Below are 14,613 nucleotides of genomic sequence, written 5' to 3'. Positions count from 1 at the left end.
TAAATTCAGTTTTAGTAAGGTGCATTTTTTACTTTGGTTAACGTCTCTACTTGGATGTACAGACGATTATAGGTAGCGAGGTGGTGAAACCTTTTTTACAAAAAACACTCCACTTAATTGCTCAGCTGGAATAATAAATTTCCTTACCGTTCCATGCTCCAGGATCAGTGTTTTCTCAAATATCCACTTATTGTATGGTTGTGCCGTGACATTAGAGAAATCAAGAAACGAAACAGGGGAATCGGTATGATTCATATAATTCTCAAGACTCTTTTTTGGAGGAGGGCCAATTCTATAGACTGTTCTATTCAATAAATGTGCCTCTCCTTCATACATAAAGAGCCCCATATAATAGGAGTCATCCATTAACTCTTTACTTATTAATGAACCCATTGGTCTGTAATGATTTGATGCTTGGTAATTTTTATAAATATGAGCATTGTGAGCCCAAATCATTATCTTTTCATTCGGATATAATTCACTACAAATCCATTCTAAGTTAGCTGCCATGACCTGATCCCGATATTTCATATAATCTTGAAAGTTATCTGTTAAATGATTTAGGAAAAGACGTCTATTTTCGAGTTCTTTATGAATGAATGTAAAGGGTAAGTCTAAACCAAGACTAATAAAATCCTTTTTCTTCTCCATTAGAAGATCAAGTAATTGATCTATAATCTCATTTAGTTCACTTTGAATAAGTTTATATTCTTGCAATGTCTCTTTGGGTACCCTCTTCCTTCTTCTTGTATAATTGCTAATTCGGCCAAACCAATGGGCTATGTTTTCTTCTACTTTTTGTATGTTCTGTATAAATTCTAATGGAAAATCAATATTGATTTTATTTAAAAACGCTATCAACAGACTCTGTTTGCTGGAGGGCTGAAAATCAAAACCGATCAGATTAAAGTCCTCGTTAGCTTTTAATGATTGGAATAATGAATAGGTTTCTTCTGTTTTCCAAAACGGAAAGACAGAATGGTCTATGAATTCATCAAGTGAAAGTTCATCTTTTAGGAAGTTCGAGGTATAACATTCCATAAGCCCGCTCTCGAATGCTATCACTTTAAATCCCATTTTATGATAAAGAAAATCGATCAATTGGGTCTTAAGAAGATTATGCTCAGCAATACCGTGACCATTTTCACCTAGCCATACAATTCGTTTATCCTTTAGAATGTTCTCTAAAAAGTTGAAATGATCCGATTTAGTTTCGGACAAGGTATCCACAAGATGAGCATGTTCCTTTATCCACTCTACTGACCTGTTATATGTTGTCTTTCTTGACTGAAAGATTGCCACTCTTATCCTCCTTCCGATTAATGAATCCTGTAAAATATACCAAGTTAGATAATGAATGTAAAATAAGCTAGCTTATTTTTTTCTTACTCTTCTACCTACCAAGAAAGCCACAAGAACAATCAATACGATTCCAAGCGCTGTCATCCATATTTTTGAGCTTATATTATTCAATTCCCCTGAAAGATCCACTTGTTCTGTAGGTGCTTTACCTTCACCTAAAATAGTTAAATCTTCTTCTGCTTGAGCTAATACACTCGTCCGATCACAAATAATAGTTACAAGCTCTTCTCTGTCAACATACATAGAAGATGATTTCGCATAGACTAAATAATCCTCTCCTTCTTTAAATTGAATCCCACAATCACCTCCACCGCCACCGGTACGAATGATGATTTGAGATTCTGAACCACCCTTCCAGATCTCACTGGTTTCAAATAATACAGCATTCGATAGAAATCTATTTGTTCTCTCTTCCTTTACTTCAATTACGCGTCCCGAAAAAACGGCTTCTGATCGACTAAATTCATCTTGAACACTTATAGGCTCTACACAAGAACAAGCATATGCATTTGAAGGTATAGAAATTGTCATGATGCTCACTAATAAACAAATTAGTAAAATCACATTTATTTTCCTTTTCATTATCATTCTCCTTATTCATATTCCGCCACCAATGTAACACCATCCAAGAATCTAATTATTATCTTTAACGATCTTAACTTCATTTTTAGTCACGTAATAGGTGTAATCCGAACGCATCTGAGGTCCCTCTCCGTCTTTTGGTTCACAGTCTTGCTGAATGGTGATAACAAATCCATCTTCCTTTTCTTGGCTTTCATTAACCTTGTTAAAGGTTTCTAGGTGATTTCCACAGCCAGGAACCTTATCTAGTGCCCTGCTTGTAGCAGTTTCTAAGGTAAGGTCTTGTTCAGAAGCACATCCAGATAATAATACGGCTAGTAAAAATATAGAAAGTAAATTACGCATGACTTCCCTCCTTATCCTTCTACTTGTATAAACGCACCAACTAATCATTTGTTCCAACTAAACTTATCTAGCGATTGAAATTACTATCTAATCATTGCAAAAAATAGACATATTTTGTTTCTGTTTTATTATAATAAGGTATATTATATGGAAGCGTTTACAACATTCTATTTCTAAGCCTGTTTAACCACTCTTTTTCCCAGTGGATTATGATTGGTTTGGTACATTGTATTCGCTTCACATGTAAAACCAAAATGAACAAAGGAGCTGGTTTACCTGCGTATAACAAGAATCATACGAATTCCCTTTCTACTCGCTTTAACACTGTTCTTCTCCACTTTAAGTATCCTGTTTCTATCTCCTTCTGCCGTAAATGCCGGTTCTGGGGAAACCGCAAGCATCTCCGACATTCTAAAATACCAGCAATCCGATGGCGGTTGGAAAAAGGATTATACGACAACCAGCGGAGAGTGGGCCAAGTCTACGATTGATAACAAGGCCACTTATACCGAGATTAGAAGACTAGCAGCAGAATATCAAAAAACGAAAGACAGCAAGTATTCTGCTGCAGCGATCAAAGGAATCAATTTCTTGTTGAACATGCAATATGCAAATGGCGGCTGGCCGCAAGTGTATAACAGCTCCGGTTATCATAAACACATTACCTTTAATGACAATGCCATGATTAACGTAATGATACTGCTAGATGATGTTGCTAACAAAAAAGGAGACTTTTCCTTTATCGATAGCACTTTAGCGGGAAAATGTAATACGGCAGTTACAAAAGGTGTAAGCCTTATTTTGCAAATGCAGGTTGTTGTCAATGGAAAGCTAACGGTTTGGGGACAACAGCATGATTCAGTAACATTAAAGCCCGCTGGGGCACGAGCATACGAAGTTCCTTCTCTCTCCGGCCAAGAAAGTGTGGGGATTGTTAAATTCCTCAAGACGAGATCTTCTACAACTCAAATTGCCAATTCAATTAAAGCTGCAGAAGATTGGTTCAAAGCTGTGAAAATTACTGGAATCAAAGTTGTAAAAACGAGCGATGATGTCATCGTGACGAGTGATCCGACTGCTCCAGCAATTTGGGCACGTTTTTATGAGATAAATACAAATAAACCGATCTTTGTCGGTCGTGACGGGATTGTTAAATACAAACTCAGTGATATTGAGCAAGAAAGACGAGTAAATTACTCATGGTACGGGAATTGGCCAAATGGTCTTGGAATCTATTAAGCAGCATCGGTAACAATGCGGAGTAATAAATAAAACAACCAGTCTCAGACTAAGAGGCTGGTTGTTTCTATCTTTACATATCGTTTGCTTAAGCAATTATTGTTAAGCAGTTGTACACACCTTTTCTCCGCCTGAAATTATGGAATGGGGATGTACTCTCCATAGAATTGATACTGGTAGCTGTCCCCTATTCGAATATACCCAAGTATACAATGACTTCTATCCCTATATAGAACGCCGGAAACATTCTTATTATTTACATTACCTTCTGCAACCTTAATTTGATGATCATCACAAGCTAACACAATTCCGATATGATCATGAGATTGATCAGATAGTAGTTTCTCAAAAATAACAATATCACCACGAGCCGGATTAAACTCTTCTTGATTAACGTCATAAAAAAATCCAGTTTCGGGCAGCTTTGCCCAATCTAGCAGCGCTCCAACCCCGGCAAGCCGATACATATGGTTCGGATAACGAATCGGCAGTAGTATACCCACCTGCATACAGCAGTGATATACAAATGCAGCACACCAGTTACTCTCCAGCACTTTATAAATATCAGCGTCTGGCCAATACTTGCAAATCTCTCGGTAAACCTCATTTTCAGGTACGCCTATAATATTCTTCTTGGCCAAGGTTTCTGCATAATCAGCAAGCATAGAACGTCTGTCTTCCCTATGTGAATTTATTAATTTCGAATCAATATGATTGGCGGTAGCAACCGCTTTTACTGTTTCTTCCGGCATCCCTAACTCTCTAAGTACATTTTGTAGTCTATGTATATCCGTTGTAGGTACATGTCTATCCGTATTGTGAAAGTACATCTGCAGCAAAATAGCATCTTTCAAAATTTCCTCATAGGGACCATGGCTGCGCTGTTGATCATCTTGATAAAAGATAGATCTAAGAATGATAGACATCTCTTCATCAGAAAAGAGTTCAGAGCTGCGTAGGATGGGTCTTACAGCATCAGCACTATTGTGGCCTGGAAAGGTCTTTATTCCCGTTTTGACGAAATAATAATTGTGAAGTAACCCCGCGATTGCAGCGATTTCCGAGTCTTGTCCTCTCCTTATAGCAAGCATTGAAGCAAAATTTGAAACCCCAGACAGTTGTGACCAGAACTGATGTTGCTTTAAACTGTTTTTAACTAGTAAAAGATTATCAAAAACTAGAGATTGAACAAAATCAAGTCGCCTTGATTTCTTATCACTTATCAAAATTACGCCCCCTAATCTCAAACTATTGCAGACTTATCTTTTAAAATTGATCTATTTTACGATATTATGCCGTGTCTATCCTAGCTTGTACATTTCTAGCGCCCCTCTCCATTTACAGCAATCATCTGCACCACTTTTCTATCATCACCCTTCAGCTTAACGTTACCGGCGAGCAGTTGTGAGGAACCATCCCCGTCTAGAAAAATGCCTTCCTGTAATTTTCCAACGGCAATACTACTCTTTATCGCAGTACGAAATTGCTCAGCCGTAGATTTGGTAGAAGAAACAATGAGGTAGATGTCTCCCGATGTATCATAAGCCATTGCGCTGCGAAGACGCTTGTCGCCAGGAAACGGCAGTCCTTCTTCATTAATCGCAACGTCATACCAACTGTCATCGTTCGTTATATTCATACTTACTCCGCCTTGAGCCCAGAACTTTGTCTCATCTGTAATCGTTAGATCGTCGGCACTTGCAACTCGCTGAACGTCAACCTTCTTTGTGATCCGATCATATACCATCGTTCCACGGTCGTATTTGGTGTTAAACCAGCCTGATCCATATTCTTTGACACTTCCGCTAGTAGGCACACCATCCATCACTGCAATACTGAGCAACTGATCTTCCCAAAAGAATCCGCCATTGATTCCACTTTGGCCCGAACGCAGAATGCTGTCGTTTATCGTCAGCAGCGATATATGATCTGGTTCCGTCTGCAATACGTGTAGAGTAACCCCATTGTCAGTAGTTGTTTGGGTATACGTTATTCCATCAGGAATTTCTTCTTTAGTAAAGAAACGTGTATATACGATACTTGATATTAGAATAAAAACACACATGAGGATTAGTGATAAATATCTTAAAAAAGTCCCCCTATTCATAGCTTGGTCTCTCATTTCACACACATCCTCCTAACAGTAGAACACTTATATTTGACATCCCAACTGCAAAATCCTTCCTGCACGAAATTCTAAAAAATACAGCTGATCAACTGACCAGCTGCATTTTATTCATTAAAATTAATACTGAGCAGATACTTCAATTTTATCGATGTTTGGACCTTCCGTTCCTGTCGTTACTACTTTTACTATATTATTTCCACTGTTCATTAGGAACCCCTCTCTAAATAAATTTGCGATGTAAACTTGTTTTAATAAAAAGCAGTCCGCTCGAAGTTATAACCAGACTCCGCTCGGACTGCTCTATTACGTGTGTTATACTATTTTACTTTTTCCAGACTTCATCAATTGCCGCTTGGAACGGTTCTTTGTATTTCTCAACAACCGTTGATACGGACACGCCTTCTAAAATTTCACCGCCAAATTCATAATAAGGCATGCTAGGATAACCATCAATGGTATCAATTACTTTAATGCTTTCTCCCGCATTACGGGCATTGTTCAGATCGTCCTCATTACTGAACATCGTCTCGAATCTAGATTGTTTCGGATAATCGTACATGGATTCAAAGTCATGCATTTTCTCATAAATATAGACGATTTGATCCGGATTTTCGATAGCACTTGGAACGGTTAAATAGTTAGGTATGGTGTTGTGAGAGTGATATCCGGTAGCACTTGGTCCTTTAGGGAACGGCAGAAATCCGATATCATAATCGGGCATATCTTTTGCGAAATTTTCTATTTCATAATCACTGCTCGCAACCATTAAAGTATTACCTTGACGGAAAAATTGACCAGGCTCAGTCCAATCTCCTCCCTCAGTAGGTCTTGCAACAGATTCCGTAGCAAGTGTAGACAAGAAGTTTAATACTTCCAATGTTTTTGGATCATCCAAGTTTTGTTTATCACCAGCAACCAAGTTAGCTTCATTTGCGGCCATAGCCTGAACAAGAATAGAAGCAGTAGCCAGCCCCCAAATATCCAACTTCCCATCATTGTTCGAATCTTTATTTGCTTCTTTAGCGACCTGTATAAAGGTATCCCAATTCCAGTTGTCCTCGTTAACATACTCTTGTAATGGCTTCATACCTAACTGATTCATTAACGTACGATTGTAAAAAACACCGGAAGAAGCTCCATTAATTCCTGTTCTAAATCCGTAGCCTCTTCCCTCAAATTGCGAGTATTCGTTCGTGTACTGCTGAATAAACACCTTTTCGTTCTTGGTGTATTCATCTACCGGGTGGAATAACTCCTGCTTAACCAGTGTCGGAATCATCCAAGGTCTAGCTACCCTGATAATATCTCCAAGAGGTTCGCCGGCTACGAGCGATGCAGTTACTTTATCTTGATATTCGCCAAAATCGACTACAACATATTCGATTTTAAAATTATGTTTTTCCATTAGAGCATCCAAGTTTTTCTTCACTTCAATACTGTCTGGGTTATCTTCCTTTACCGATTCATCGTACCAAGATACCCATTTAAGTGTCCGGCCGCCCATGTCAAAATCCATCTCAGGTGTCCCGGTGGCTTCTTCCTCTTCTACTGCTGCTTCCTTATCTTTATTCGTCTCATCCGTTCCCGCATCAGTGCTTACATTTCCCGGTTCTGGATCAGAAGCTGTACCTCCCCCGCCACTGCTGCATGCCACCATGAACACTAACAGAAAACAACAAAGCAGCATTCCCAATTTACGCATCTGCATGTTTATCCCCCCTATAATTAACAACCTCAAGATACAGCGCTTTCATTTCTTGATTCTATAGCCCATTTCAAAGCATCAGCTATATATTCATTCCAAAAATCCCATGTATGAGCACCTGAAGTTTCGACATATGTATGATCGACATCTTCGCTCAATAAAAATTGATGCAACCGCTGGTTAACATGAAGTAAAAAATCTTCTGTTCCACAAGCCAAGTATATTCGCGGTATATCTACCTCTTCTGTCTTCAGACAGCGAACCAGCTCCTCTGGGTCTTTATCACTTCCAAGAACAAGATCGAGGTCGCCAAATACACTTTTGTAATAATCGTAACTAGCAATTCCATTGTGTACGTCTGGTCGCATATCAGGTAATGAGTATGGCAGCAGCGCTGACGATAAGGCGATAATCCCTCCAAAATGGTCAGCATACTTTAGTCCGTTACGTATGGCGCCATATCCGCCCATTGACAGCCCGCCGATAAAGGTATCCTCTCGCTCAGAGGATATGGGGAACATACGCCGAGTAAATTGTACGAGTTCACGTCCAATATATTCCCCAAGCCATTCTTCTCTCTCTTCATTATCGAGATAGAACTTATTTTCTCCCGCAGGCATAAACACGGCCACTTGATGCCGATCGGAAAGTTCTCGTATCCTCGAATAGCTAAGCCAATCCGTATGGCTTCCGCAATAACCATGAAGTAAATACAGAGATTTCAGACCTTTCGTGTTTTCTTTAGAATCTGGACTTTCCTCTGCGGCTTGATCAAGCGGCAACAATGCATTGAAAGTTACCTCTCTTTTCATACACTTTGAAAAGAAGCTGATTTGCATTACAGCCATATCCTTCCTCCTCTCTCATATAATCGGTATTATCAAAATTCAAGCAAATTCACTATTCCCTTATCGTTTATCTTATAATCCTATAGTTAAATCCCTATACGATCTTAGGACTCAACAGCATCAATTACATCCCAATAGGAAGCTTTCGGTTTATGCTGTGTATCAAAGAGAAATGGCCAGTTTTTACGATTACGGACAGGAAAATGATCCAGCCAAGTGTAATCATCCGCGGCGCCCCAAAAAGTAACAGAAGTGATGTGATCACTGTACTCCTTAAATAATCGGAAGAACCCGGCATAACGCTCAGCTTGAAGTTCAAGAATCTCTTCCGTCGGTGAAGTCATATCCGTCCTCTTATCTTCATGAGCAAAGAGCGAGACGTCCATTTCTGTAATATGAAGCTTCATTCCAAGACTCGCATATCGTTCAATCGCTCCCCTTATGTGATCCAGCGACGGATGTAACAGGTTCCAGTGTGCTTGCAGACCAACGCCGTGTATGGGAACCCCCTGTTCGATCAGCGACTTGACAAGTGCATATATCTTTTCTCGCTTTTCAGGTATAGATTCGTTGTAATCGTTGTAGAACAAGAGCGCATTCGGGTCCGCTTCGTGTGCATATTCGAAAGCTTTTGCAATAAAGTCTTCACCGATCATATCAAGCCATTTGGACTTACGCAGTATTTGCTCGCCACTGTCTGATACGGCTTCGTTAACAACATCCCAAGCATAAATACTTCCTTTGTAGCGTCCAACGACCTCATCGATGTGAGATTTCATTCTTGTAAGTAAAGTCTCCCGGTCAGCTTTGCCTCCCGAACGACTTTCAAAAACCCAGTCCGGGGTTTGATTATGCCACACAAGGGTATGGCCTCTGACTGCCATGTTGTTCTCCATTGCAAAAGCAACTAGCTGATCTGCTGCTTCAAATGTATACCTTCCCTCCTCTGGCTGAACTCTTTCAAATTTCATTTCATTCTCTGCTGTTACACTATTGAAGTGCTGTGACAACAGATCTTTTTGTGTAATTAATGACATCGGATTAACAGCCGCTCCAATGTGAAATAGTTCCCTATAAACCTCATGGAGCTTAGGTATGGCTACCTTCTGATCGACTGTCTGATCTGTCAATTTTGCTGACCCCCTCTAACCTCATTCAGAATTGGATGACTGGCGTAATGCGGTAGATGGTTCTCCTCAAAAGTTTAGCTTTTGCTTTTATCTACAACAACCTGCTAAACGGTAGATTTTTTTCGCTCAGAATAATGAAATCCATACTTTCACAGGTCTTTTTCAACATCATGATCTTCTATCTCAATAAGATAGGTTTCATTTGCTATTGTATCGAAACGAACCAAATCACCATCCCTTACTGTTTCGATGTTTGTCCCCGTTTCTGTCCTAACCGTTAAATGATGTCCTTCACTTCGAACTTGGCATACGGTGCTGAATTTCGCGTGCACAGCAGCCTGTAGAAGATTGTTCTCTTCCCAGTGAATTGTAACTACGAATCCTCCGCGTGCCCGTAGACCGCTAACCATCCCGGAGGTCCATGCTTGCGGCAAGGCAGGTAGTAAATCAATGATCCCTTCATGACTTTGTAGTAACATCTCCGCAATACCGGCTGTCCCGCCAAAGTTCCCGTCAATTTGAAATGGGGGATGGTTATCCAGCAGATTCGGCAGTGTTGAATCACGTAATAGGTCAGATATATTACGATAAGCTTCCTCTCCATCGCGGAGTCGTGCCCACATATTGATGATCCAAGCCCGGCTCCATCCCGTGTGTCCTCCGCCAAATGCAAGCCTGCGATGTAACGTCGCACGAGCGGCCTCAGACCATTCTGGCGTACTTCGCGGAGTGATCCTGGAGCCGGGATGAAGTGCAAATAGATGAGAGATATGCCGGTGACCAGGCTCCACTTCTTCATAGTCTTCCATCCATTCCTGTAGCTGTCCGTGGCGACCGACTTTCGGCTGAGGCAGACATGATCGCACTTTACGAAACCGTTCACGCAGTGCATGATCGATATTTAGCAGTTCAGCTGCTTCAATACAAGCCCCAAATAAATGGTCAAGGATTTGGCTGTCCATGGATGGAGCGATACATAGTGCACCTGTCTCACCACTTGGTAGACGATATTTGTTCTCTGGCGAGACGGATGGTGAAGTCACTAGCTTTCCATCCGAAGTTTCTATCAGATAATCTAGAAAGAAGACCGCGGACTCCTTCATTATTTCATATGATTTTATGAGAAAATCTCGGTCTAATGTATAGCGATAATGCTCCCACAGATGAAGACATAACCATGCTGCTCCCATTGGCCAAACTGTCGAAGATATCCAAATGTCCTGTGGTGCCGTATCTCCCCACAGATCTGTATTATGATGAGCAACAAATCCACCGCAGCCGTACATTTGGCGTGCTGTCACCCTTCCATTTGGACGCATCTTCTCTATCAAATCAAATAAAGGCTCGTGACATTCGGCTAGATTGCACATTTCTGCCGGCCAATAATTCATTTGAGTATTAATGTTAATCGTATATTTGGAATCCCACGGCGGCGTAAAATGTTCATTCCAGACCCCTTGCAAATTGGCAGGCAATGAACCCGGTCTACTACTTGAAATGAGCAAGTAGCGCCCGTATTGAAAATAGAGCTCTACTAAACCGAGATCTTCCAAGCCTTCCTGAAGTGCAGCCATTCGCACATCCGTAGGCCGCTTTTCATCATCTTCATCTGTCTTGGCAAGTGATAGAGAGACGCGTTTGAACAAACGCTGATAGTCAGCAATGTGAGTTAACCGCAGCCTTTCATAACCTTTCTGTTTCGCTCTTCTCACCGTTTCGCGGCTATACAGTTCTGGGTTCTCATATCGATAAGTTGTTCCTGCGGAGACGAGAATGATGGCTTCATCTGCTTGATTGACAAGGAGGAACTCCCCGCAGTTCGTGACCTCTCCCCCGCTGACTTGTATGTCGACAACGGAACCTATTTGAATTCCGTCCTTACCTCCCGTTCCGGCTTTCATGATAAGCCGCCCCTCTGCTTCCGTATGCAAACTATCAATGAATCGTTGTCGTCCCCGTGTAAACCGGAGTCTGAACGATACCGCTCTTGTTTGATCAGCTTTGATTCGCACGGCAATGACCTCATCAGGAAAACTCGCCAAATGCTCCCTCTCGTAACGTATACCACGCCATTCATAATGCACGGTAGATATACTGTGCTCAAGGTCAAGCTCTCTCCGGTAATTGACAACTTCCGATTCATCATGACCAAATTCCATAGTAAGATCACCCAGCGGTTCATAGTGACGCTGGCTCTCCGGCGTTCCGGGTAAGGACATCGCAGCCAGTTTCTCAGCTTCGCTAAGACGTCCCTCATGAAGTAACTGGCGAATCTTTGGAAGATGATGAAGCGCATCCGAATTATTACGAATCATGGGTCCTCCAGACCAGATCGAATCTTCATTCAATTGAATACGTTCCACGTGAGTCCGTCCGAAGATCATAGCTCCGAGTTTTCCGCTTCCGATCGGCAATGCTTCGTTCCAGCTATCCGCAGCTTTTTCATACCAAAGTTTCAGCGTTCCATTCATCGATTCGTACCCCTCTCATCATGAGGATTAAATGATTTCTTGAAGCTGTTTCTGGCTGTGAGAATCTAACATCCGCCAATCCTTGATTTCGCATCGTTTCCCATTCATATCTGTTATGATAATCCAGCCCTCTCCTGGATATAGAAGATGTTCATGGAGATTTCGCATCACCATTCGAGTCGGTCCTAAGTTCGTTTGTAATTCCCATAGCCATAAACCGGATTTGTTTTTCACACTGTCTATGTGTGTCACTTTTGGCAAGAAATAACGAAGTTCAAGCTCTTCTTTCAGTACGCACGCACTTTCCTTGTCCAGCTCCTCAATCTCGCGGACAATGCCAAGTTCTTCGTCCTCCGCATTTCGGATGGAGATATAGGAAGAATCATATTGAAATGGGAAACAGCGATAGACGATAAGTTCATCGTAATATTTCTCATTCACCGTCCCCTGTATGACCCCTCCCTTGTTTCTTGAGAGGTTAATATCCTGCTGTCTTAGCAGCTGAATATCAAAATGTTCAGCCATTCACGCCCACTCCCCTAATCTGTGACATTTCTTTCTGAGCATCGACCAATTTTCGGTATACCCCATCCGGTTGGTTGAGCAGCTGCTCATGTGTTCCGACTTCGGCAATCTTGCCTCGGTCCAGGACAACCAGTCGATCAGCATTTCGCAGTGTTGATAGACGGTGAGCAATAGCAAACGTAGTTCTGCCTTGCACGAGTCGATTGATTGCTTCTTGAATTTGTCTTTCCGTCTCCGTATCAACAGAGGCCGTAGCTTCGTCTAAAATAAGGATTCGCGGATCATGGATAATTGCTCGTGCGATCGCGATCCGCTGTTTTTCTCCGCCAGACAGCTTATGTCCTCTTTCTCCTACTCTTGTGTCGTAGCCGTCTGGCAATCTAACAATAAAATCATGTGCGTTTGCGATTTTTGCCGCACGCATGACTTCTTCTGGCGTTGCATCTTGTTTGGAGTAGGCAATATTGTCAGAAATCGAACCATCGAACAAAAAAGTTTCCTGTAATACGACGCCGATCTGTCTGCGAAGATCATGCTGACTAATCTGCCGAATAGGAACACCGTCAATACGAATCGTTCCTTCATCCGTATCATAGAACCGGCATATTAAGTTAATAAATGTTGACTTTCCTGCACCTGAATGACCGACTAGTCCAATCATCTCTCCAGCTTTCACTTGTAAGTTTACGTCCTTTAGTACAGGATGATGCTTTTCATAACCATAGGTCACTTGTTCAAAATCTACGTCGCCTATGATCGATTTTATCGGTACGGGATTACTGGCTTCAGGTACTTCAGACGGTGTATCCATAATCTCAAATATACGATGAGCTGCCGTGAATGCATTGCTCGCCCAGCTTACCATCTGGCTAATCCATTGCAGCGGCCCGAATAACATCCCAAGATAAGTAACGAGCGCCAAAAGTACGCCTAGCTGAATTTCGTTTCCGAGAACCTTTCCCCCGCCGTAATACCAAATGAGCAGTGTCCCCACTCCAGCAATGAGCTGGAAAGCAGGAAAAATAAACTGCCAAAGTCCTTCCGTTTTAATATTATTTCGAACCACTTCCAGATTGGCATGATCATAACGTGTCATCTCTTCCTTTTCACGTCCAAATGCTTTCACAACCCGGATTCCTTGCATGGATTCTCCAACCATCGTGTTTAGACGGAAAATGGATCGCCACTGCTGGTATAACCTTCGGCCAATCTTAGGCCAGATGGTAACAGATACAATGATGATGAAAGGAACGGGCAGCAAAGCGAGCAAGGACAATTGCCAATCCAAACCGAAAATAATGACGCAAATCGCAGCGATTCGCAGCATCTCGCCACCGACATACATCACACCATCTGTCATGAACTGGCGCATGGATTCTGCATCACTATTGACTCGGCCGATAAACTGGGAGGTTTGCCTTCGATCAAAATAGGCGAGTGACAACCTCATCAGAGAACTGTAAATATCATTACGAATGTCGCCCATCAGCTTCGAGCCAACCCAAATGCCGATATAACCACGGACGGTTTGCATTAAGGTCATCATAATGGTTGTTGTTCCGAGCGCTAATACGAAAAAGAGAAGTGTCGAGACCGCAGCCTTCGGCTGAAGCACATCGTCAATAATTAGTTTTATTAGATATGGCGGTGCTAGTTCTACAAGTGTTGTAAGAATAAGCAAAATCGCCGCTATAGCCATTCTTAATCGGTATGGTTTCGCGTAACGGAGTATTCTTGCAGCCGCCTGGCCTTTGTTCATACAAAACTGGCAAACCTGTGTCCCCTCGCTAAGTGGGAATTCGCATGTTGGACAGTGCCGTGGCAGATCTTTCTCCGAAATCATCGGGATCGTCTCTTCTTTAACAAGAGCTTCAATCAGCTTCGCTGCGAAACCAAATATGGATGAAAGTTCAGCTGTGTACCGACCAATCGCTATAGGTCCTTCCTTTGTATCAACAAGCAGTGTACCTCCGCCGATCCCTTTTGCGGTTCTCGCTTTACTGATTTCTGACAAGGATATGATTTGTTCCGGTAAATCCCCCGTTCCCCACAAGTAGATCACATCGTCTGTCACTACAATCCATTGCTCACCAAAACTACCGCTTCGAAGCAGGTCCGTTTTTGCGCTAAACAGCACTTCTCCCGTTAACTGCTCCGCAATATTCTTCGGAATCTGATCATAATAGGACATAGCACCCTCCACATAAGAATGATTATTCATTTACACCCGTGGTTTTGAACAAGTAAAAACGCCTTGCACAAGCTCTTAGAGTGGCAA

The 14,613-nt window shown here is 41.9% G+C and carries 12 protein-coding genes; 1 reads left to right on the top strand and 11 read right to left on the bottom strand.

What is annotated here, in order from left to right; translation table 11 throughout:
- Window positions 1-66: 66 nt before the first annotated feature.
- The 3 genes from KJS58_RS09775 to KJS58_RS09765 all read right to left on the bottom strand — a co-directional run bounded on the left by KJS58_RS09775 (window position 67) and on the right by KJS58_RS09765 (window position 2,289).
- Entirely contained in the window at window positions 67-1,302 is a 1,236-nt protein-coding gene (locus tag KJS58_RS09775; RefSeq protein ID WP_213532348.1) for an erythromycin esterase family protein, read from the bottom strand.
- A gap of 72 nt (window positions 1,303-1,374) precedes the next feature.
- Window positions 1,375-1,944, bottom strand: coding sequence for a hypothetical protein (locus tag KJS58_RS09770; protein ID WP_213532347.1), 570 nt, complete (start codon window positions 1,942-1,944; stop codon window positions 1,375-1,377).
- A 51-nt stretch (window positions 1,945-1,995) separates the two neighbouring features.
- Window positions 1,996-2,289: a putative periplasmic lipoprotein gene (locus KJS58_RS09765; protein WP_213532346.1), complete on the bottom strand. Its 294-nt coding sequence runs from the start codon at window positions 2,287-2,289 to the stop codon at window positions 1,996-1,998.
- Between the two features lie 267 nt (window positions 2,290-2,556).
- Between KJS58_RS09765 and pelA the strand changes: the two genes are divergently transcribed.
- Entirely contained in the window at window positions 2,557-3,528 is a 972-nt protein-coding gene (pelA, locus tag KJS58_RS09760) for a pectate lyase (RefSeq protein ID WP_306433076.1), read from the top strand.
- Window positions 3,529-3,665: 137 nt separating this feature from the next.
- On the opposite strand, the gene KJS58_RS09755 is transcribed toward pelA, so the two are convergent.
- From KJS58_RS09755 to KJS58_RS09715, 8 genes are all read right to left on the bottom strand, one after another.
- A complete protein-coding gene (locus tag KJS58_RS09755; RefSeq protein WP_249717116.1) occupies window positions 3,666-4,754 on the bottom strand; it encodes a CHAP domain-containing protein in 1,089 nt (362 codons plus the stop codon).
- A gap of 95 nt (window positions 4,755-4,849) precedes the next feature.
- A complete protein-coding gene (locus KJS58_RS09750; RefSeq protein ID WP_213532345.1) occupies window positions 4,850-5,650 on the bottom strand; it encodes a hypothetical protein in 801 nt (266 codons plus the stop codon).
- 328 nt (window positions 5,651-5,978) lie between these two features.
- Entirely contained in the window at window positions 5,979-7,364 is a 1,386-nt protein-coding gene (locus KJS58_RS09740) for an ABC transporter substrate-binding protein (protein ID WP_213532344.1), read from the bottom strand.
- 26 nt (window positions 7,365-7,390) lie between these two features.
- A complete protein-coding gene (locus tag KJS58_RS09735) occupies window positions 7,391-8,209 on the bottom strand; it encodes an alpha/beta hydrolase (protein ID WP_213532343.1) in 819 nt (272 codons plus the stop codon).
- A 104-nt stretch (window positions 8,210-8,313) separates the two neighbouring features.
- Window positions 8,314-9,339, bottom strand: a complete 1,026-nt coding sequence (locus tag KJS58_RS09730) for an endo-1,4-beta-xylanase (RefSeq protein ID WP_249717114.1) — start codon at window positions 9,337-9,339, stop codon at window positions 8,314-8,316.
- A gap of 149 nt (window positions 9,340-9,488) precedes the next feature.
- Window positions 9,489-11,810 carry a glycoside hydrolase family 95 protein gene (locus KJS58_RS09725; protein ID WP_213532342.1) on the bottom strand — a complete coding sequence of 774 codons (2,322 nt, stop codon included), beginning with the start codon at window positions 11,808-11,810 and terminating at the stop codon, window positions 9,489-9,491.
- 27 nt (window positions 11,811-11,837) lie between these two features.
- Window positions 11,838-12,335, bottom strand: coding sequence for a DUF1854 domain-containing protein (locus KJS58_RS09720; protein WP_213532341.1), 498 nt, complete (start codon window positions 12,333-12,335; stop codon window positions 11,838-11,840).
- Window positions 12,328-14,556 (bottom strand): ABC transporter ATP-binding protein, encoded by a 2,229-nt coding sequence (locus tag KJS58_RS09715; protein WP_249717112.1) that lies wholly within the window; start codon window positions 14,554-14,556, stop codon window positions 12,328-12,330. The genes KJS58_RS09720 and KJS58_RS09715 overlap by 8 nt, the downstream gene beginning before the upstream one ends.
- Window positions 14,557-14,613: the final 57 nt, after the last annotated feature.

Source organism: Paenibacillus sp. J45TS6 (genome assembly GCF_018403285.1).
Classification (GTDB): domain Bacteria; phylum Bacillota; class Bacilli; order Paenibacillales; family Paenibacillaceae; genus Paenibacillus.
The sequence above is the reverse complement of the archived record's forward strand: the minus strand, read 5'-3'. Positions and strand labels throughout refer to the sequence as shown.